The organism is Halobacteroides halobius DSM 5150 (genome assembly GCF_000328625.1).
Lineage (GTDB): Bacteria > Bacillota > Halanaerobiia > Halobacteroidales > Halobacteroidaceae > Halobacteroides > Halobacteroides halobius.
Genome location: NC_019978.1, coordinates 1,485,425 through 1,507,757 on the forward strand (window position 1 = coordinate 1,485,425; position 22,333 = coordinate 1,507,757).

A 22,333-nucleotide genomic window follows, 5' to 3' on the forward strand; every position below is an offset into this window, starting at 1 on the left:
CCCTATATTCGTAGCATTCCTAAGCACGTCTTCTAAGCTCTCGCCAATCGCACCTCTTAGTTTACTACTACTTAGGTCATGGTTTTTCTTAAATTCATCACGCTTCCAGTTATGATTTTCTGTCCGCTATTTCTTTTAAGACTTATTGTCTTTAACAATGTTTAAACCATTTTGATTTAAATACCATCAACACTCAATTCTAAACTTCAATAACCTGGCTATCCTTCACTGTAATCAACTTTCATTGATTTTTTTTCACTACTATGATAGCTTCTGAACTCTAATATTTCATCGCTTTGACTTTCCCTATTCAGGTTATATCATCACTTATCTTTATAGATTTCTATAAAGACCATATTAGAGCATCCTCTGGTCACCTATGCTATATTCCAATCATTCCGACCATAATCACACTCATTAATCTAACATACTCCAATGGTCTGTAAGTCAGCTTTGGACTTCTCCATCCTTTTGGTAGATCGTCACTAATGAATGCCACCTTCAGTTCACATATTGTTCCGGACTGATTTTTCGCCTCAAACTCTTCAGATTACATCTCACGATGAACACCCTGTTACTGTTGGCTTCATATCCTGTTCTTTATTAACTTAGGTTGACGTTTGTTTTCTCCGTTTGCTCACCCATTTCGTCTGTGAGTGCCACAATATCTCAACCATATTATCCATTCTTCCAGAATAGGCAGGACTTACACCTACTATCAGCATAGACTACAGAGCACACAAAAGAGACTAACCTCCCTAAGAAGTTAGTCTCTTTTACCTATCATTATTTATTTAAATATTTATTAACAGTTTTAGCAACTTCCCTACCTTCATTAATAGCTCTTACAATTAAAGAGGCTCCTCTTCTCATATCACCAGCAGCAAAAAACTTATCTCGACTAGTCTGATAATCATTAGCTTTAACATTCTTGCGCTCATCCAATTCTAAGTCTAATTCTTCAATCATACCTTCATGTTCTGGATGAACAAATCCAATAGCTAAAATTACTAAATCTACTGCTAAAGAAAATTCACTATTCTCAATCTCTTTCATTTCTTGTTCACCATTCTCATCTGCAACCCATTCTACTCTAGCAGCATGATATTTTTCTACTTGGCCGTCATCATTACCACTAAATTTTTTGGTTAACACAGACCAATCTCGAACATTAAGTTCATCATCATTGGTATCTACTAAAGATTCTGCTTCTTGATGAGAACTAGATGTTTTTAAAGTCTGTGGATATTGTGGCCATGGATTATTAGCTGCTCTTTCTGTAGGTGGTTTTTCTAATAATTCAATCTGGTATACTTTTTCGGCACCTTGTCTAATAGCTGTCCCAACACAGTCAGAACCAGTATCTCCACCACCAATTACAATCACTCGTTTACCTTCTGCATTAATTACTTCATCTTCAGAGATATCTTTACCTGCTACTCTCTTGTTCTGTTGTGTTAAATAATCCATAGCATAGTGAATACCATCTAGTTCACGACCGTAAACTGGAAGGTCCCTTGCTTTTCTTGAACCACCAGCTAACACAACAGCATCATATTCTCTCTCAAGCTCTGTAGCTAATAAATCTGTTCCTATTTCAGTATTAAGCACAAACTCAACGCCTTCTTCTTTAAGTTGATTAACTCTTCTAGCTACTACAGACTTATCTATCTTAAAATCAGGAATACCATAACTTAACATACCACCTGGCTTGGAATCACGCTCATAAACAGTAACATTATGTCCTTGTCTGTTTAACTGTTGAGCTGCTGCTAAACCAGCTGGTCCTGAACCTACCACGGCTACTTGTTTATCAGTTCTAACTTTAGGAGGACGAGGCTTAATCCATCCTTCTTCCCAACCTTTCTCTGAAATAGCAAGCTCAATATTTTGCGTAGCTACTGCATTATCATCAATTCCTAAAACACATCCTCCCTCACAAAGAGCAGGACATAAACGCCCTGTGAAATCAGGAAAATTATTAGTTTTATGCAATAACTTTAAGGCTTTTTCCCAATCATTTTTCCTCACAAATGAATGCCACTCAGGACATAAATTACCAAGTGGACAAGAATAATTACAGAATGGAGTTCCACAATCCATACATCGCTTAGCTTGTTTTTCTCCATATTCCTCGGTTGGAGATTCGTATACTTCATTATAGTCCTTTACTCGTTCTTTAACTGGTCGCTTAGGGACCTCTTCTCTATCAATTTCTAAAAATCCTTTTCCTCCTGATTTAGCCATTACGCTTTCCCTCCTTGCGACTAGCAAGTATTTCTTTATAACGTGGCGAAGTAACTTTTACAAACTTATTAATAGCTTGATCCCAATTATTTAGAACTTCTTGCCCACGCTTACTGCCAGTGTATTGCACATGATTTTCAACTAATCTTTTAATAGTTTCAATATCTTCTTCTAATTCTACCTGCTCTGCTTCTACCATTAAATTATTAAGTCTATCTCTAAAATTACCATCTATATCATAAACATAAGCAATACCACCGCTCATTCCAGCTCCGAAGTTACGGCCAGTCTTACCTAATACAACTACTCGACCACCTGTCATATATTCACAACCGTGATCTCCAATACCTTCAACTACTGCATGAACACCAGAGTTTCTAACAGCAAATCTTTCACCAGCAACACCATTCATATATAATTCTCCTCTAGTTGCACCATACAAAATTGTGTTACCAGCGATAATATTTTCATGAGCTTTTCCAGTAGCTTCTTCAGGTTGTTGTACAATTAACTTCCCACCAAATAATCCTTTACCAACATAATCATTAGCTTGACCTGTTAGGTTCATAGTTAAACCTTGCATACCAAAGGCTCCAAAACTCTGTCCTGCATAACCATTAAATTTAATTTTAATGGTATCATCTGGTAAACCTTCTCCACCATATCTTTTAGCAATCTCACCACTTAACATTGTACCTGTAGTTCGATTAGTATTATTGATTTCAACATCAAATTCTACAGCTTTTTGATCTTCTAAAGCAGATTTAGCTTGGTCAATTAGATCTCTATCTAAAATATCATCAATACCATGGTCTTGCTCTTCTACACATCGCCCAACTACTCTATCTGGTAAAGTTGGCTTGTGTAAGATATTGGAGATATCTACACCTTCTGATTTCCAATGCTTGATAGCTTCATTCATATCTAACTTATCAGTTTGACCAATCATTTCATCAACTGTTCTAAATCCTAATTCAGCCATAATTTCTCTTAATTGTCGAGCAATAAAAGTAAAGTAGTTAACTAATTGTTCTTTCTTACCCGCAAATCTTGCTCTTAACTCTGGATTCTGCGTAGCAATACCTACAGGACAGTTATTACTACTACAATCCCTCATCATAATACAGCCTAACACTACTAAAGCAGCTGTAGCAAAACCATACTCCTCTGCGCCTAATAAGGCAGCTACTGCTACATCTCGTCCTGTCTTCATTTGACCATCAGTTTGAATTCTAAGTCGGCTTCTTAGATTATTTTTAGTTAATACCTGATGCGTCTCAGAAAGTCCTAATTCCCAAGGTAAACCAGCATGTTTTATAGAATTAAGTGGTGCTGCACCAGTTCCACCATCAAAACCAGAAACTAAGATCATATCAGCATGAGCTTTAGATACTCCGGCTGCAATAGTTCCAATTCCAATCTCAGACACTAATTTAACACTTACTCTAGCATCTCGATTTACATTCTTTAAATCATAGATTAATTGGGCCAAGTCCTCAATAGAGTATATATCATGATGTGGTGGTGGTGAAATCAAATCGATTCCTGGCGTAGTATGCCTTACTTCAGCTATTGTCTCACTAACCTTTCGACCAGGTAAGTGACCACCTTCACCAGGTTTAGCACCCTGGGCCATCTTAATTTGTAACTCATCAGCATTAACTAAATAATGAGTAGTTACACCAAATCTTCCGGACGCTACCTGTTTAACAGCACTCCTTCTATCATCATCAAACCGAGCTGGATCTTCTCCACCTTCACCAGAGTTAGACATACCACCAATTTCATTCATAGCTCTAGCAATTGTTTCGTGAGCTTCTTTAGAGATAGAGCCAAAAGACATAGCTCCAGTTACAAATCTTTGTCTAATCTCTTCAACTGATTCTACCTCTTCTAAAGGAATTGGATCTTTATCTTTAAACTCGAAAAGACCTCTAATAGTAGCTAACTGCTCACTTTGATCATCAATTAATGAAGCATACTCTTTATAAAGCTCATAGTCTCCTTGACGAGTAGCCTGTTGTAATTTAGCAATTGCTTCTGGACTAAATAAGTGATGCTCTCCTTGTTTACGCCACTTATACTCTCCCTCAGTCTCTAACATTTTTTCAGAATTATTATTCAATCCTTGATAGGCATCTTGATGATTAGTAATTACTTCTTTTTCTAATACATCTAGACTAATCCCTTCAATTCTAGTCGTTGTACCTGGGAAATATTTTTCTACAAATTCTGAACTAAGACCTACAGCTTCAAAAATTTGCGCTCCCCGGTAACTTTGAATTGTAGAAATCCCCATTTTAGACATGATCTTAAACAAGCCTTTTTCTACAGCCTTAATATATTTTTTCTGTCTTTTCTTTCTTTTGCTCTCTTCTTCAGCTTCAGTTAAATATAATCCCTCTTCACTCATATAGGAGATAGTTTCTAAAGCAAGATAAGGATTAACAGCTAATGCACCATAACCAATTAATAAAGCAAAGTGCATAATTTCTCTTGCTCCTCCAGTTTCAACAATAATATCTACACCATTTCGCTTGTGTTCTCTAATTAAATAATTGTGTAAAGCAGAAGTTGCTAATAAACTAGGAATTGGAGCATTAAAATCATCAACTTTTCGGTCACTTAATACAATTGTATTATACCCCGCATCAATACTCTCTTCTACATGATGGAACATCTTTTCTAAACCTTTTTCTAAACCATTTTCTTCTTCTGGATCAAAGACCATTGGCACTACTCGAGTATTAAAGTCATTATCTTTTAAGTGTATTATTTTATCTAATTCTTCATTAGTTAAAATAGGTGAATCAAGTTCAATTGTCTTAGCTTTGTCTTCAGTTCTTTCTAGGATATTACCTTTAGAACCTAGATTTGACTTAAGAGACATAACAATTTCTTCTCGAATAGGATCAATCGGTGGATTTGTTACCTGCGCAAATAATTGCTTAAAGTAATTAAATAACGGCTTTTGATTATTAGATAAAACAGCTAATGGTGTATCATTACCCATTGAACCAATTGCCTCTTTTTTATTTTCAGCCATCGGGCCAATTAAAACACTTAAATCTTCACGATTATAACCAAATGCCCTTAACCTTTCTGGAATAGTATCAAAATCTTCATTATAACGCTTAACGCCCTCTTCTAAATCAGTTAAGTGTTGTTTATTCTTCTCTAACCATTGACCATAAGGATTAGCAGAACTTACTTCCTTTTTAATCTCTTCGTCTGGAATAATTCTACCTTCTTCTGTATCAACTAATAACATTTCACCTGGCTTTAAACGACCACTTTCAGCTACATTACTAGCTTCAACATCTAAAGTACCTATCTCAGAACCTAAGATTACATAGTCATCTTTAGTTACTATATATCTAGCTGGTCGTAAACCATTTCGATCTAAAGTAGCACCGATTTGCTTACCATCTGTAAATGCAATAGCAGCTGGACCATCCCATGGTTCCATCATGCAAGCATTATATTCATAATAATCACGTACTTCTTGATCTAATTCCTCATTTTTCTCCCAAGCTTCAGGAACTAACATCGTCATTGCTTCTACTAAACTAAATCCTGAAGCTAATAATAATTCAACTACATGATCTAAATTAGCTGAATCACTATCCTCTTCATTAGTCACTGGGAATAAATCATTGATCTCATCCCCTAATACTTCAGACTCTAAATCCGGTTCTCGAGCAGCCATCCAATTAATATTACCCCGTAACGTATTGATCTCACCATTATGGGCCAAATACTTAAATGGCTGAGCTAAATCCCAAGATGGGAAAGTATTAGTACTATATCTTTGGTGTACTAAAGCAATAGCCGACTTAACCTGTGGATCTGTTAAGTCCTGATAAAAGTCATTAATTTGTCTTGGTAACAATAAACCTTTATATACTAAGACCGAATTAGAAAAACTCGGCATATTAAAGTATTCTTTATTTTTAATATCAGATTCTGCAATCGCCTTTTCAATCTTACGACGAATTAAATATAACTTAAGTTCAAAATTATCTATAGCTTTATCTTTTTTAATAAAAACTTGCTTAATTACTGGACGGGTACTAGCAGCACTCTCGCCAATATTAGATGTATCAACTGGCACTTCACGCCACCCTAGTACTTTCTGTCCTTCCTCTCTAATTACCTGCTCAATAATTCCCTCTGCTAATAAACCTTCATCTAACTTCCGGGGTAAAAAGACCATACCTACACCATAATCTCCTACCTCGGGCAATTTAACGCCTTCTTGTTTCATCTCTTTTCTTAAAAACTGATCTGGCATCTGAATTAATAAGCCAGCTCCATCTCCTGTTAATGGATCTGCTCCAATACCACCACGATGGGCCAACCTCTCTAATATTTGTAATCCTTGCTCCACTACTTTATGACTTTTTTCACCTTTCATTTGAGCAATAAAACCTACTCCACAACTATCTTTTTCTTGCTTAGGTGAATATAGCCCTTCTGCTGGTGGAATACCTATTCCTTTAACCATTCTCTACTCCTCCTCTATTGTATATTATTTTAGTTACTCGAATAATTATTGAGGGTTAGTCAATATTATATGTAATTTAACACAAAAATTAAAGGAAAAATAATAAATAAAATTACTTCTTAAATTCTATTTTTTTACCTCTTTTATTAATTTCTACTACTTTTGTTGATAATTGATTAACTTTTTTTGCAAAGTCAGAAGTAATACTATAATCATCTGCAAAATGAATTGGTACTAATAACCGGGGTTCGATTGTCTTTATAAAATATTCTCCAGCTAGATAATAATACTCTTCTAATCTAGGATCAACTGGTATAAAAGCAATATCTATCTTTTTTCCTTTTAACTTGTCTAACTCCTCCTTAAAATCCTTTTCCTCTCGTTTGCGTTCTTGAGGACTAAACTTCTTCCAGTGCCACCAATTAAGATCTCCAGCATGAAAAATATTTAAGCCATCAACTTCTATATAAAAAGAAAGCCCTTGGTCTGTAGTCCCATAAGTTTCAACTAATATATCATCTAACTCTAACTTTTGATACTTGTCCATTTTATAGCGATTATCTTTTTCTTTGGCCTGAACATCAGCACTTAAGATATAATTAATATCGACCTCTTCGTCCCATTCAAAAATAACAGGGTTAAAATGATCATGATGATTATGGGTTACAAATACTAGATTATCTTTTTTTCTTTTAAAATCTTTAGTATCTAGCACACCATTACTTAAACTTCTTCTATCTTTACTCGGAGTATCATTATAATAATCAACTACTAACCATGCATTAGTAGTTTCTATTGCTACACCACTATGATATAAATGATAAATATTAGCTTGTCTCATCTTTATCACTCCTTCTTAAAATTACTGATATATAGTTTAACTTTTCCCAATTAAGTTCTCTTTTAAAATAAATACTGAGATAAAAATATTCATTTGTTGCCCTTTGTTGCCCACTGATTTACTAGTATTTTATATTTCTAGATTAAAATTTATCTTCCTGTTTGTAACTAAGAAATAATCTATGATAAAATATTAAAATGAGGAGGTAAAAATGAAAAAACCACAACAAGTTTTAGATATTGCTGGTTATGCCGGCGAGACTATTTTAACTAACGGTGGAGAAATCTATCGGGCTGAAGAAACTATTAATCGTATCTCACAAGCTTATGGTATGGAATATACACACAGTATAGTTACTCCTACAGGGCTCTTTGTTTCAATCGATGATGGTTATACTATTGTCAAAAGAATACATAGTCGTAGAGTACATCTAGATAAAATCAATCAAGTAAATACTTTTTCTCGAAAGTTGGCCCAAAAGACTACAGAATATCAAACAGCAATGACTAAGCTTCATAATATTGCTACTGCTAAAGATGAATATAATCTATCTATAGTTATCTTAGCTAGTGCATTAGCATCTTCTATGTACGCCATCTTGGCCCAAGGTAGTTATCTAGATATTTTTCCTTCTTTTATAGCTAGTTTAGGAGCACAACTATTTATTAGATTAAGTGGTTTCTTAAAAGATATCAATTTTATCCCAGAATTAATAGCTGGATTTATTGCAGGTGTTATTGCTAACTTATTTTATAGCTATGGTATTGGAACTAATTTAAGTATAATTACCGTTAGCGGAATTTTATCTTTTGTCCCTGGTGTTTCTGCTACTAATGCCATTCGTGACGCTATCAATGGTGACTTAATCTCAGCTACTAGTCGAGGTATAGAAGTGATTTTAGTTGCTATTAATTTAGCTGTAGGAGTAGCTATGGCTTTAGGGGTGTTTAGATAATGAAAATATTACTAGAATTAATTGCAAATTTCATTTTAGTTTTAGGTTATGGAATTGCTTTTCAAGCTCCTAAAAAAAGTTTATTTTTATTGGGATTAACAGGAACGTTTAGTTGGGCAGGATTATTAATCTCTCAGACTTTAACTAATAACTTAATACTTGCTTCCTTTATTGGAGCTATAATTGTTGGTATCTGTGGAGAAGTCTTTGCTCGCATTAAGAAACTACCAGCTACAGTATTTGTAATCTCTGGTATTTTACCTTTAGTACCAGGGGTTCCTGCTTATCGAACAATGCTTTATTTAATTAACCAAAAATATATTGCAGGGGTAGAAGCTGGAGTAAATACTTTAATGATTGCTGGAGCTATCTCGTTTGGAATAGCTATTGTAGGAGCCGGCGCTCAATACTATAAAGAAATTAAAAGCTAACTAGTTAACATTTCTATAAATATTTTCACTAACTTAGGGTCAAATTGAGTTCCTGCTCTTTTTTTAAGCTCTTTTATTACTTTTTTATAGGATGCAGAATCTTTATTAAGTACCTTTTCATATACTTCAAGAATCGCTAAAACTCTAGATAATAACGGAATCTCTTGCCCCTCTAATTGTTGAGGATAGCCACTTCCATCCCAATATTCATGATGAAATAAAATAGAATTAGCAATCGGAGTTAAGTCTGGAAAATTTTTAGCTAATCTATAACCAATTTCAGGGTGCTCTTGTACTCTTTTTTCTTCTTTGGGGGTTAAATCCTCCTTATTTTTATCTAATATTTCATCCTCAATAGCTAAGAGCCCAATATCTCTAAATCTAACTAATAATTTTAACTGTTTAAGTTGATCTACAGATAAGTCTAATTTAGGGCCAAATTCAATGGCTAATTTTTTAATTCTGGCTACTTTTAACCCTATTTCATCTGCCTTATTTAATAATTCCTGCTCTAGTGACTTAAGCATATTACACTCTACATGCTGCTTACAATTTAATTTATCTTGATACATCTTACCTTCTGCCTCATTAATTATATCATCTAGCTTTTGATTAAAATCTTTTTTTGTTGCTACGCCTAAAGCAATTCTAGGTTTGAGAGGACTGAATTTAGATTCTGCACATTCTTCATTAATTCTAGCTATAATTTTGTTTGCTTGTTGATGATTAGTATTAGGTAAAATAATTCCAAATTCATCCCCACCCCATCTAGCCACAATATCATTTTGATCCCGGGTAATCTTTTCTAATATACGAGCTATTTCCTCTAATAATTTATCACCTTTATCATGTCCAAACATATCATTAATTATTTTTAAACCATTAACATCTCCCATAATAATACTTAAAGGTAAATTATTCCTGTTATCTAACTGAGATAATTTCTTTTGGTAGCCACTACGATTATATAAACCAGTTAAACAGTCATGACAATTAAGATATCTAATCTCCTCTTCTACCTGCTTACGCTTATCAATATCCTGGTGAGTTCCTATCATTCTAATAGGTTGGCCATCTTTATCTCTACTAACTACTTTCCCACGCGTTAAAATCCATTTCCACTGCTTTGATTTAGTATATAATCTACACTCTACTTCATAAATTGATGTCTTTCCTGCTAGATGACGATCCATAGCATCTTTAACTCTCTTTATATCGTCAGGATGAAATAAATGTTGGAGGTATCTAAACCTTCCTGCTAATTCAGTTGTCTTATATCCTAACATATTGGCCCATTGATCATTAATATAGATTTTATCAGTCTTAATATTCCAATCCCATAACCCTTGATTAGTCCCCCATAAAGCTAACTTTAAACGTTTTTGACTACTTTTTAACTTTTTTTCTGCTTCCCTACGTTTGACTATGCTAAATACTAAAATAATAATAATTAAACTTAATAAAAAAATAGCTCCTGCTATCGCCCACACTTCAAACTTATATCTATTATAAACTAATAATAGAAACTTTTCTTTTTCTAGTTCATTTAAATTATAAGCCAACATAACCTTAGAACTTAAAATTAAAATTAATACTAGTATTCCTAAAGAAGCTAGCCTCTTTAACATTTACTCACCTCCCTTTCTGTTTTAAGCCAGGGCTAAACCTGGCCTAAAACTTACTTAGATTCATCAGCCCACTTCTCAATTCTTTTATCTACTAAATTATTAATAACCTCTACTTTCTTACCTGTTAATAACTCTATTCCTTCCTCAATACAACTAACAGTATAAATATGAAACTTATTATTGTTTACTGCTTTAATTACTTCATCTTTTAACATTAAATCATTTTTATTTTGTTTAGGGATTAAAACACCTTGTTTTCCAGTTAAACCTTCCTCCTTACAGACTCTAAAGAAACCTTCTATCTTCTCTGTTACTCCACCAACTGGTTGAACCTTCCCTTGTTGATTTACAGATCCAGTAACTGCTAAATCCTGTCTAAGAGGTACTTGGGCCAAAGCAGATAATAGAGTATATAACTCAGCACTAGATGCACTATCTCCATCAATCTCAGAATACATCTGCTCAAAACATAAACTAGCAGTTAAAGATAAAGGTTTATCTTGAGCAAACTTTTCTCCTAGATATGCTGTTAATATAAGTATGCCTTTATCATGAATTTTACCACTTAAATCCGCCTCACGCTCAATATTAATAACCCCACGTTGGCCCTGATAAACTGCAGCAGTAATCTTACTAGGTCGCCCAAAAGTATAATCACCTAAATCAAGTACAGATAAACCATTTATTTGACCTATCTTATCGCCTGTAGTTTCTAATAAAATTTTATCTTCTTGATATAACTCTTGAATCTTCTCTTCGTAACGATTGACTCTTTGTTCTCTTTTATTTAATACTTCTTTAATTGCAATTTCAGTAATTATTTCCTTATTATTTAACTTAGCTATAGTATCAGCTTCATACAACAGGTCAATAATCGTACTGAATTTAGTAGTTAATTTCTCTTGGTCTCTCCTAAGCCATGAGGAATATTCAATTACTTTAGCTACTGCTTTATAATCTAGAGGGCGTAAATCCTTCTCTTGACATTGTTGGGCAATAAACTGAGCTAATTGATAATTGTTCTTTTCATTCCTTTCCATTTCTGCATCAAAATCAGCCTTAATCTTAAATAACTTTTTAAAATCTGGATCATAGTGATAAAGTAAGCGATAGATTTGGGGGCTACCTAACAAAATAATCGTTAAATTACACTCTATACCTTCGGGCTCTAAAGTTACTAAAGGAAATTTATCATACTCCTGGCCTAAATTTTCAATCTCTACCTTGCCAGTTTTAAGAACTCTTTTTAAAGTCTGCCACGATTTAAAGCTCGATAGTAATTTTCTAGCCTCTAAAATCAAATATCCTCCATTAGCCCTTTGTAAAGCTCCAGTTTTAATCTTTAATAAATCAGTCTGCAATTGATTAGAATGATTGTCATACTCTATGCTTCCGACTAAATTATAGTATGTAGGATTAGTCTCTAAAATAACTGGAGCACCTTCAGATTCACTATTATCAACTACTAAATTAACCTTATATCGAGTCAATTTATCCTCTAGATTATCATTATCTTCTACTAAAAAGAAACTAGCATCTTGACCTTCTATTTCAAAAATATCTAAATTAGCAAGGATATCTTCTTGAAGTTTACTAAAGTAAGAATTAACCCGAGTAAAATTATTATACTTTTTAATTAAAGGATCTAGATAATTAGTAACTAGATCTAAAGCTAGTTCCTCCTTTAACTTTTCTACTTTAGATCTGTATTGTTCACGTATTTTTGTTACTTCATCAAAGACTTGATCAATCTTTTCTTGAATTAATTGAGTTGTCTGCTGAATTTTTTCTTTTTCTTCTGCTGCTAGTTGTGTATAATATTCTTCACTCATTGGATCTCCATCTTCTAATAAAGGAATAATAGCAAATCCTTCTTCTTCTCTCTCTAAAATATATCCTAATTCTTCTACTTCTTTTCTTAATTCAGTCCATAATAATTTACTTTGGCCTTTGTATCTATTCTTTAATTGACTCTTGCGCTTTTGAAATTCGTCACCAGAGAAAGTATGCTTCAAGGATTTTTGAATTTGGCTTAAAAAATCATCCATATCATCTTTAAATTCTTTTCCTAAACCTGCTGGCAAGTACAATATTTGTGGTTGTTTAGGATTATCAAAGTTGTATACATAACATAAGTCATCAGAAGGTTCTTCCTTTAGAGCTCGCTCTTTAATTAATGAAGTGATGTATTCTTGTTCCTCTGCATCACAAAAGTTAAGGGCAAAAATATTATATCCAGTCTGCTTTACTTCTAAACCAAAATCAATTGCCTCTAGAGCCCTTTTAGCCCCTAAAGCTGTAAAAAGAGGTGCCAATTCGTCAGTAGTAGCAAACTCAAACTGACTTAAATCACACTTCTTTCTTAAATCTTTAGAATCTAATTCAACTACCGTCATTATACTACCTCCTTTCTAATTACAGTATATTGTCATTAGACCAATTTCGGTAATAATATTTTTAAAAATTATAGTTTACTACCAGCTATATAAACTAATTTATCATTGGCCCTAACTTTTTGTTCATTATCAGGATTAGCAATTATTTCATTCTCGCGCTTAATGCCAATTAGAATTAGCCCATCCTTTTTTTTATACTTAATAAATAAATCTAAAAACTCTTGACCTACATCATCTTTTTTAGTTGTTAACATATATAATTGGTTACCACTTTCATTAGATAATAACTCTTCAATTACTTTAGAAGTCCCACTATAAAGTGCTGATCTAACTAATAGCTGACTACTAATCGCATTATCTACTATAATCTCATCAACATTGGCATTTCTTAAGTGAATTTTATTTCTACTATCACTAATTTCAGCTACAGTATAGATATTAGGATTTAAGTTCTCTATATTTAAAACAGTTAATACTGTCTTAGCATCATTTTGTTCTTTATTTACTATAATTGCCGCTCGAGCTTTCATCACTCCAGCCTTTTTTAATATGTCCTCTTCTTCCATAACTCCTTTAATAAAGTGCACATCATCATTATCCGGAAATGGATCGCGTTCCTTATTAGCTATTAAAACAATTTCTTGCTCTAAATTTTCATTTAAAATCTGTTGAATTATATCCTTCACCTTCCTATTCCATCCACAAATTATTAAATGATCTTCATATCTAGCTGGCACTTCACCAAGCTCCTTCCTTCTTTTAGTTTCTATAAAAAGATCGGCTAACTTAGCTGTAATTGCCCCTACAGTTCCAATCCCTAATAGCATAACCCAAATAGCTATTATTCTACCTATTAAAGTTTGAGGATACATATCTCCATACCCTACAGTCGTAGCTGTCACAACAGCCCACCATAAAGCATCTCCAAAAGTTCTAAAATATTCTCCTTCTTCTACTAATACAATTCCTCCCGCACTTAAAGGAAATAAAGTTAGTACAATTAATAGTAATCTCCGTAATGTTTTATTATTTAGCTCAGATTTTACCCTTTTTAAATAACTTTTGAGATAATTTAACATTTTAGCCCTCCCTAAAATTTAGGACTAACTTTCAGTTATATTATGTTGTGATTTAATCTGATCTTGTAGTTCCTCCTTTTGATGGGCAAACCAGCTATGATGTAAGTCTTCTTCAATTAAATTAGACCATAATAATTTCTGTAGCTTTTTAGAATCGGTATATTTTATTAACCTTCTATAATCCTTAATAGCCCTTCTTTCTAATGTAAGATTAATTCTAAATAAATTAACTGTTCCTGTTAATGAAGTCAAACTACCTGCTGTAGAGCCTAATAACCGTCCTAAACCATTTCCCATTTTGGTAGGCGTTCCTCCTAGATTAGTAATTTCTTTTTTTATTTTTTTAGCATGCTCTTTTTCAATGGTAGCAAATTTATCTAAGACTTTTTTTATATAATCGTCTTTACTTTCTTGCTGTTGCCTTTTATATAATTCATACTGATTTATTTCTAAAAAATAAAACCAATTAAGCCAGATTAGCATTTTTTTAGGCTTCATCTTTATCTCCTTTCTTCAAACTAACCATTACTCTTAATTTATATTTTGTAACTAACTTATTTTTTTATACAAATAATGTCAACATAAAAATGATTTAAATACTTAAACTAATACTAATTTGAATTATAGGAGAAATGAGGTGTAAAGATGGGTAATGATCGTTATGATGCAGTAGTTGTTGGAGCAGGACCAGCAGGCTCAAGTGCAGCTCTTAAAATGGCAGAAAATGACTTATCAGTTGCTCTAATTGAAAGAGGAAAGGAACCAGGTAGTAAGAATATGTTTGGGGGTAATATCTATCGAAAACCAACAGCCAAAATAATACCTGCTTTTTGGGAAGAAGCGCCTTTAGAAAGACCTTTGGTTACTGATGAACTATGGATGATGGATAAAACTTCAGCATTTAAAGTGGGGTTTACCGGTTTAGAGTTTAAAAAAGCACCCTATAATAAATTCTCTGCTATCAGAAGTCAATTTGATAAATGGTTTGCCCAGCAAGCTGTTAATGAAGGAGCTCATTTATTAACAAATAGCTTGGCTACTGATTTAGTTTACCATAAGACTGGACTTTTAAATAAAAAGGTAGATGGAATTAAGTTAGATACTGGAGAGGTCATTTATGCTAATGTAGTAGTTTTAGCCGAAGGAGCTAATGCTATTTTAACTAAAAAAGCTGGTTTGCGAGGTGACTTAGAAGCTTCTAGTATGACTTTATATGTCAAAGAAGAGTTAGCTTTACCTGCTAAAAAAATTGAAGAACGGTTTAAATTAGAGCCAGGTGAAGGTGCTACTATTGGCATAATTGGTTATCCAACTGCAGGAGTAGTTGGTAAAGGCGGGATCTGGACTAATAAGGAATCTCTTTCTTTGATTGTTGGGGGTTATCTAAATCAGATTAATAATAAAGGATTAAATCCTTATCAAATGTTATATCACTTTAAAAACCACCCTTTAATTAAAAGATTAATAGAAGGAGCAAAACCTATAGCCTATAAATCACATATTATCCCTAAAGGTGGTTATGAAAATATACCTCAACTTTATGATGACGGTATATTAGTAATTGGAGACGCAGCCATGATGGTTAGTGGACGTAGAGGAACAGATTTAGCTATGATAACGGGGCTATACGCTGCTGAGACAGTAGCTCAAGCTAGAGCTGCTCAAGACTTTAGTGCTAAATTACTAAAAGGTTACCACAAACGAGTGATGAATAGCTTCTTTATGAAGAATATTAAAAAAAGTAAATCAGCTAAAAAATATTACAAACAACATCCTGACTCTGATTTTTTAATTGCTAAAGCTGTTAATGATGCTGCTTATGATTTCTTTAGAGTGCAACTTAAATCAAATAAAGAAAAAATGAATGATATCCAAAAAGAACTTTTAAATATGCAACCTCTTAAAAAAACAATTACAGACCTTTATTATGGCTGGAAAGATTGGGGGGTCTTTTAATGGGAAATTTCTTAAAAAATAACCAATCTCCCTTACAATATGTCACAATAGAAGTAGACGAAGAGTCACATATTGAGATTAAAGAAAAAGATGTTTGTATTACAGAATGTGAAAATAAACCTTGCACTTACTATTGTCCTACTCGAGTTTATTCTTGGGACCAGGAAAGTAATAAAATTAAAATTGATTATACAAGATGTATTGAATGTATGGCTTGTCCGTACGGCTGCCCTTATCGTAATATTAATTGGCATTTTCCTAGAGGGGGCTATGGAGTTAATTATCAGTTATAGGAGGCACTTAAATGGAAAAAAGATATAAAGTAATGGTTGGAGTCTTTGCTTCAGTACCATTTCTAATGGTTTTAGGAAACTCAATGCTAATTCCAGAGTTTCCTAAAATAAAATCAGCCCTAAATATTAATCAGTTTCAAGTAGGATTAATGATTACTCTTTTTTCAGCTGCAGCAGGATTGTCTATTCCATTTTTAGGTTATCTATCAGATAGATATGGTAGAAAGGTTATTTTAATTCCTTCATTAATTATCTATGGGTTAGGTGGGGTAGTATCTGGAATTACAGCTGTAACACTAGGAAAGAAAGGGTATTATCTTATTTTATTAGGACGCATTATCCAAGGGATTGGAGCTGCAGGCACTTATCCTATTGTGATTGCTTTAGTTGGTGATATTTTTCAATCAGAAGAAAGAAGTACAGCATTAGGAATCATAGAATCAGCTAATGGGTTAGGTAAAGTTCTTAGTCCTTTATTAGGGGCTGCAGTAGCTTTAATTGTCTGGCATGCTTTATTTTTTTCTTATGCTTTCTTAGCTATTCCTATTGCTTTAGCAGTTTATTTCTTGGTACAAGAGCCTAAAAGAAGTAAAAAAAAGGAAAGTTTAATGACTTATCTAACTCAAATTAAGTCTATTTTTCAAGAAAAGGGGAAATCACTCTTCTTTAGTTTATTAGCTGGAATAACTGTTCTATTTATACTATTTGGCGTATTATCTTTTATTTCAGACTTGTTTGAGACCAAATATAAAGTTGTTGGACTTAAAAAAGGGCTCATCCTAGCTCTACCGATCTTATTTATGTCCATTAGTTCATATTTATCGGGAATTTATTTAGAAAAAAAGGGGCAATATTTTAAACATGCTATGGCTCTAGGATTATTTATTGCAACTATTGCATTAACTATCCTACCTTTCTTAGAGGGACTAATTCTTTATTTAATCGCAATGGCAATATTAGGAGTAGGAAACGGATTAGTATTACCTGCTTTAAATACTTTAGTAACTAGTACAGCTGCTAGTACTCATCGTGGTGGGATTACTTCTATTTATGGTAGTTCTCGTTTCTTAGGTGTAGCATTTGGCCCACCAACCTTTAGTCTGCTTAATCAAATTAGTACAACAGTAATGTTTATTACTGCAGCTGTCATTGCATTAACAGTCTCTTTATTAACTTTCTTTTTAGTCAATGAAGACGACCTGTTAGGAAACCAACAGAAAGAGAATTAATTCTCTTTCTGTTTTCCTTTTTTCTTATCCTTTAACTTCTGGTATTTACTTAAATAATGACTATAAGTATCAAACATTTTAAGGTTTGATTTCTTATCCTGAGGCTTCATAACCCATAGAAAAACAAATATGACACCTAAAATTATCAATACCCAAAACATAAATTCCCCTCCTAACCAAGTAATAATGAATAAATCCGATAAAAAATAGCTGTCAGCCCCCCTGCAAGTAACGGGCCAACTGGAACACCATTAAAAAAAACAATCCCTACAATTGAACCTAGTAAAATTCCTACTACTAATTCAGGATCACTATCTAATAAATTAATCCCTACTCCTACTACTTGAGTTGCTAAAATACCACTTACTAAAGCAAACAGACCTAGCACAGACTTATAGCTATCTATAATATCTTTAATTCCTAATTTATCACTAGCCATAGGAGATAAAACCGCCATTAATAAAAATAATAATCCTAATTTTATCCCTCGACCATCCAATATATTTAAAATAAAGTTAAGTTTAAATAATTTAAGCAATCCTAAAATAGTACTAGCTATTACTAATAGATTAGAACCTGCTAATAATCCTAAAGCTAATACGAAAGTTAATAATAAATAACTTTCTAGCATTTAAATCACTCCTTAAACTAAAAAGTCACTTGATTTAATTAAATTATATGTTCTTCTAATTTAAAATAGAATAACTATTCCTTCCTATAATTGTTATTAAAGTTATAAAGTATAGATTGCAAGTCATGACTAATATTAGTTATAATTGGCTAACAAGGAGGGATACAATGAATAAAAAAATATTTATTATTGGTCTTTTATTACTAATGATTAGTTATTCTGGGATTAAAATTTTTGCTATTGATAATTTAATCTTTCAACCTAATCTAAATGGTTCAATAGAAAATGATCATATTCCACCACAACAAAAAAATGACCCTTCTAATAACCCCATAATTGGCCCAATTAAAAGAACTAAAGCAGGAAAAGCAATTATTACTCAACCAACTAGCAAATTAGTATTAGTTAATAAAAACCGAGCACTACCAGCTGATTTTAGACCAACTAACTTGACAATTCCTAATATTCCATTTCCTTTTGAAGAAAATGTACCTAAAAAACAAGTTAGACCAATAGTCGCTCAAGCACTAGAAAAATTATTTACTCAAGCTAAACAAGAAAATATTAAACTAGCTGGTATCTCTGGATATCGATCTTACCAAAGACAAAAAAATATTTTTAACTATAATGTCAGAAGAAAAGGAAAAAAAGAAGCAAATAAGACTAGTGCTCAACCAGGTGAGAGTGAACACCAGACTGGACTAGCTATTGATGTATCTAGTCCAAAAATAAATTATCAATTAATAGAAAAATTTGGAGAAACTAAAGCAGGAAAGTGGTTAGCTAATAATGCTTCTAAATATGGTTTTATTATTCGTTATCCAAAAGCAAAAAAAAGAATCACTGGTTATCAATATGAACCATGGCATCTTCGTTATGTAGGACGAAAGCATGCCCTTAAAATTAGCTCTAATAACCTAACTTTAGAACAATATTTACAGCAAGGATAAAGCGGAGGTTTAATTTAATCAACTTCCGCTTCTTTTTTTATTTTATTTTTTATAACCTGCTGCCAATCATCCAGATATTATTAACTACTGCAGTGCTAGATAGATTATTTAACCAATAATTTTGGTAATTCTTTCTTAATTTTGTTCTTAATTTAATTTCTAATTTCTCATTAGCAAATCCAGTTGCTTTTTTACTGTATCCTCTACTTACATAAGTAATAAGTTGTTTTTTAATAAGTTTCTTTAATTTTACCTCTCTTTTCCAAACAGATTGTAATGGCAGATAAGCTGGCACTACATTTAATTGCTTACTTATATATAAATTTTGTTGTCGATTCATAAATTGAGCAAATTTATAAACAGCTTTAGTATGAGCATCACCTTGATAGTTTTCTTGTCTAAATAAAAGTAATCCCGTAACAGAAATAGGTACTCTATTTCGTTGAGAACTAAAGGTTGGAATAGGTAGTAATGTTAAATCAATTTGTTGTTTTTTACTTTGTTGATAAAGACTATTTAACAGCCAAATGTTTACTGGTGCTATTAATCCTGCTTGATTGGCCCAAAGACTAGACAACAACATCTTACTCATTTTAGCTCTATTACGAGGTAAAACTTTCTCTTCTTGTAGTTTATCTAATAGTTGAAAGATATTTTCTAAATCTTTAGTAGCAATAGCCAGTTTCTTCTCTTGAGAGACTAAATTATTTTTACCTATTGTAGCTAATAACTGCTGAAACAGTCTTGCATTATAAGGATTAAATATTATATTATTATCTCTATCTAACTCTTTAAGTTTTGTAGTTATTTCTAATAATTTATCTATAGTCCACCCCTGTTTAGTAACCTTTTTTAAATCTAAACCCGCTTTAGTCAACAGACCCTTATTACCAACCCAAACTTCCGGTAGTAACCAAGTAGGTAATCCCCAAATCTGTTTTCGATATGAAAAAGCAGCCATAGCCAGTGAACTGTAACTATCTCTTTTTTCCTTAGCTAAATAAATACTAACTGGAATTTGTAATTTAGAATTTACTAATTTTCTACCAAAGATACCATGATAAATATCTGGTGGGTTCCCTTCTTTTAAGGCTTCTTTTAGCTTTTTAGGGCCTTCAATAAATGATAATAATTGATAATTAACCCTTATATTAGAATACCGCTTGTTAAATTTACTAATTGCTTGCTGTAAAAACTTTTTATACCTCTTATCTTGGCCAATCAATAAGGGATAGTCCCAATAAGTAACTTGATATTCTTGCTCATAATCTATTTTGGCTTGAGGGTCTATACTAAACCCTTTCTGTTGATAAAACTTAAAATAATATGTTAATCCACTACTAATTACAGCAATTACTATAAAAAAAATACCACTAAATAACCACTTTTTAAAACTAAACTTTTTAAGCAAGACTAAATTTACTCCCTTCTTATTTTAAATTAAGAATATAAAATACATTTTCATCTACCACTACATCATCTTTTAAACCATAAATATACTTTAAATTCTTTATAGCTTCCTTAGTAGAAGCTCCAAACCTACCATCAGTATAACCAGGTTGGAAACCATACTTTCTTAATCTTTCTTGGACTAATAAGACATCTTTACCAGTATGACCAGGCCGAAGTTGGTGGGTGAGCTTAATGGGATCACGATTTCCAATAATCTTAACTCGAGTTCCAACCTCAACCCATGAATAAAGAAGCTTAACATCTTTATTATACATCCTAATACAACCATGACTAGCTGCTGTACCTATAGACCCAGGTTTATTGGTCCCATGAATCCCATACTTACCCCAGGGAACATTTAATCCCATCCATCTATCACCAAACCCTCCTCCCCAATCAGCATCTTTATGAACTATTGCCCATTCACCAATAGGGGATTTAGTAGATGGTTTTCCGATAGCAACTGGAAAAGTATGATATAATTTTCCGTTTGAATAGACCTTAAGCTGTCTGCTATATCCATCTACTACAAGAGATATTTCTCCTTGAGGGGAATTTAACTTCTTATTATCTACTGTTACAAAAGGGGATTTACCCAAAGCTTTAGCTAATTTAAGCCAAGTCTTTTGCTTAACTACTCCAGTTGCACTTTTACTATTAATATACTGAAACTTCTTTAAAGCTACATATGTTTGCCAATCATAGCTTCCATTTAACTTATGTTTATAAAACCCTAACTTTTGTAATTGCTTTTGTAACTCCCAAACATCATCTCCTTGCAGTGGTGGATATTTTAAAGAAAGAGTCCGCACTTCTTTACAGTCACATGGAATCTGTTTAGTTGCTAAGATAATAGGAGAACACAAAAAAATAAGTAAAGTAACTATAATTATTTTACTTAAACTATTCACTAAACCACCTCCTACTTTTCTTAATTTCATTAAATTTATCTATTCTTTTATAAATACTATTCTATTTTTAGCAAAAACTGCCGGAATACTCCGGCAGTTGAATTATTTAACTTCAATTTTATGATCTTTATAGAAAGGTACTATACTAAATTCACCACTTGCTATAAATTCAATATCACTTTCTTTTCCTAATTTAACTAAATTTTGCCCGCTAGCTGAATTCTTTAGTGTTTTTAAAATACTTTTTTTATTATAAGAATAAAAATCACAAGCCACCTTAGCAGTATCACTTAGTTTTATTTGATTATTAGCAGATAATTGAGCTATTGCTTTCCCAGCAGTAATAAAATCATCTAGAGCAAACTGCCCTCCTCTTCCAGCACAACAAAAAACAATTTCATCTTTTTTTTGTAACCAGTCAATAACTGCTTTCATATTCAATAAAGAAAGAATTATAACTTCTTGAGCTTTCTGTAACCTAGTAAAACATTTAGTTCCATTAGTAGTAGTTAAGATAAGCTTTTTTCTTACACTACTTTTTATATAATCACAAGGCGAGTTCCCAAAATCAAATCCTTTAATCTTAACTCCATTTCTCTCTCCTGCTATAAAATGTTTTTCTTTTAAACTAGCAGATAACTCTTTCGCTTCTTCAATACTAACTACAGGTAGTATTTGCTTATAACCATTAGCCAAAGAAGTTATCATCGTACTAGTAGCCCTTAATACATCAATTACTACCGCTACTTTACCTATTATTTCTTCTGCAACAATTTCATCTGCAGAAAGTATCACATCTAATTTCACTATATCACACTCCAAATCAT

At 32.6% G+C, this 22,333-nt stretch carries 18 protein-coding genes; 6 read left to right on the plus strand and 12 right to left on the minus strand.

What is annotated here, in order from left to right; genetic code table 11:
• Positions 1-786: 786 nt before the first annotated feature.
• From HALHA_RS07315 to HALHA_RS07325, 3 genes are all read right to left on the minus strand, one after another.
• Positions 787-2,247: a glutamate synthase subunit beta gene (locus HALHA_RS07315; protein ID WP_015327152.1), complete on the minus strand. Its 1,461-nt coding sequence runs from the start codon at positions 2,245-2,247 to the stop codon at positions 787-789.
• A complete protein-coding gene (gene gltB / locus HALHA_RS07320) occupies positions 2,240-6,754 on the minus strand; it encodes a glutamate synthase large subunit (protein ID WP_015327153.1) in 4,515 nt (1,504 codons plus the stop codon). Before gltB ends, HALHA_RS07315 begins: the two co-directional genes overlap by 8 nt.
• A gap of 112 nt (positions 6,755-6,866) precedes the next feature.
• A complete protein-coding gene (locus tag HALHA_RS07325) occupies positions 6,867-7,595 on the minus strand; it encodes an MBL fold metallo-hydrolase (RefSeq protein WP_015327154.1) in 729 nt (242 codons plus the stop codon).
• Between the two features lie 211 nt (positions 7,596-7,806).
• On the opposite strand from HALHA_RS07325, the gene HALHA_RS07330 reads away from it, so the two are divergent.
• Both HALHA_RS07330 and HALHA_RS07335 read left to right on the plus strand, forming a co-directional pair.
• Positions 7,807-8,550: a threonine/serine exporter family protein gene (locus tag HALHA_RS07330; protein ID WP_015327155.1), complete on the plus strand. Its 744-nt coding sequence runs from the start codon at positions 7,807-7,809 to the stop codon at positions 8,548-8,550.
• Positions 8,550-8,981 carry a threonine/serine exporter family protein gene (locus HALHA_RS07335; RefSeq protein ID WP_015327156.1) on the plus strand — a complete coding sequence of 144 codons (432 nt, stop codon included), beginning with the start codon at positions 8,550-8,552 and terminating at the stop codon, positions 8,979-8,981. Before HALHA_RS07330 ends, HALHA_RS07335 begins: the two co-directional genes overlap by 1 nt.
• Here HALHA_RS07335 and HALHA_RS07340 read toward each other — a convergent pair.
• The 4 genes from HALHA_RS07340 to HALHA_RS07355 form a co-directional block, all read right to left on the minus strand.
• On the minus strand, positions 8,978-10,609 hold the full coding sequence (locus HALHA_RS07340) for a diguanylate cyclase domain-containing protein (protein WP_015327157.1): 1,632 nt from the start codon (positions 10,607-10,609) through the stop codon (positions 8,978-8,980). The genes HALHA_RS07335 and HALHA_RS07340 overlap by 4 nt on opposite strands.
• Positions 10,610-10,659: 50 nt before the next feature.
• Positions 10,660-13,005 carry a Lon protease family protein gene (locus HALHA_RS07345; protein WP_015327158.1) on the minus strand — a complete coding sequence of 782 codons (2,346 nt, stop codon included), beginning with the start codon at positions 13,003-13,005 and terminating at the stop codon, positions 10,660-10,662.
• A gap of 68 nt (positions 13,006-13,073) precedes the next feature.
• A complete protein-coding gene (locus HALHA_RS07350) occupies positions 13,074-14,084 on the minus strand; it encodes a potassium channel family protein (protein WP_015327159.1) in 1,011 nt (336 codons plus the stop codon).
• A gap of 24 nt (positions 14,085-14,108) precedes the next feature.
• Positions 14,109-14,582, minus strand: a complete 474-nt coding sequence (locus tag HALHA_RS07355; protein WP_015327160.1) for a ferritin-like domain-containing protein — start codon at positions 14,580-14,582, stop codon at positions 14,109-14,111.
• A 147-nt stretch (positions 14,583-14,729) separates the two neighbouring features.
• On the opposite strand from HALHA_RS07355, the gene HALHA_RS07360 reads away from it, so the two are divergent.
• The 3 genes from HALHA_RS07360 to HALHA_RS07370 are packed head-to-tail and all read left to right on the plus strand — an operon-like array spanning position 14,730 to position 17,562.
• Positions 14,730-16,040: an FAD-dependent oxidoreductase gene (locus HALHA_RS07360; protein ID WP_015327161.1), complete on the plus strand. Its 1,311-nt coding sequence runs from the start codon at positions 14,730-14,732 to the stop codon at positions 16,038-16,040.
• A complete protein-coding gene (locus tag HALHA_RS07365) occupies positions 16,040-16,333 on the plus strand; it encodes a ferredoxin family protein (RefSeq protein WP_015327162.1) in 294 nt (97 codons plus the stop codon). Before HALHA_RS07360 ends, HALHA_RS07365 begins: the two co-directional genes overlap by 1 nt.
• A gap of 11 nt (positions 16,334-16,344) precedes the next feature.
• Positions 16,345-17,562, plus strand: a complete 1,218-nt coding sequence (locus tag HALHA_RS07370) for an MFS transporter (protein ID WP_015327163.1) — start codon at positions 16,345-16,347, stop codon at positions 17,560-17,562.
• On the opposite strand, the gene HALHA_RS13480 is transcribed toward HALHA_RS07370, so the two are convergent.
• Complete coding sequence (locus HALHA_RS13480; RefSeq protein ID WP_015327164.1) at positions 17,559-17,723, minus strand: hypothetical protein; 165 nt, start codon at positions 17,721-17,723, stop codon at positions 17,559-17,561. The genes HALHA_RS07370 and HALHA_RS13480 overlap by 4 nt on opposite strands.
• Positions 17,724-17,734: 11 nt before the next feature.
• Entirely contained in the window at positions 17,735-18,193 is a 459-nt protein-coding gene (locus HALHA_RS07375) for a DUF441 domain-containing protein (protein ID WP_015327165.1), read from the minus strand.
• Positions 18,194-18,360: 167 nt separating this feature from the next.
• On the opposite strand from HALHA_RS07375, the gene HALHA_RS07380 reads away from it, so the two are divergent.
• A complete protein-coding gene (locus HALHA_RS07380) occupies positions 18,361-19,143 on the plus strand; it encodes a M15 family metallopeptidase (RefSeq protein ID WP_015327166.1) in 783 nt (260 codons plus the stop codon).
• A gap of 49 nt (positions 19,144-19,192) precedes the next feature.
• Here HALHA_RS07380 and HALHA_RS07385 read toward each other — a convergent pair whose 3' ends face one another.
• The 3 genes from HALHA_RS07385 to HALHA_RS07395 form a co-directional block, all read right to left on the minus strand.
• Entirely contained in the window at positions 19,193-20,554 is a 1,362-nt protein-coding gene (locus tag HALHA_RS07385) for an ABC transporter substrate-binding protein (RefSeq protein WP_015327167.1), read from the minus strand.
• A 19-nt stretch (positions 20,555-20,573) separates the two neighbouring features.
• Positions 20,574-21,506, minus strand: a complete 933-nt coding sequence (locus HALHA_RS07390; protein WP_015327168.1) for a L,D-transpeptidase family protein — start codon at positions 21,504-21,506, stop codon at positions 20,574-20,576.
• A gap of 102 nt (positions 21,507-21,608) precedes the next feature.
• The gene (locus tag HALHA_RS07395; protein ID WP_015327169.1) at positions 21,609-22,313 is read right to left on the minus strand and encodes a 2-phosphosulfolactate phosphatase; all 705 of its coding nucleotides are present in this window, start codon (positions 22,311-22,313) and stop codon (positions 21,609-21,611) included.
• Positions 22,314-22,333: the final 20 nt, after the last annotated feature.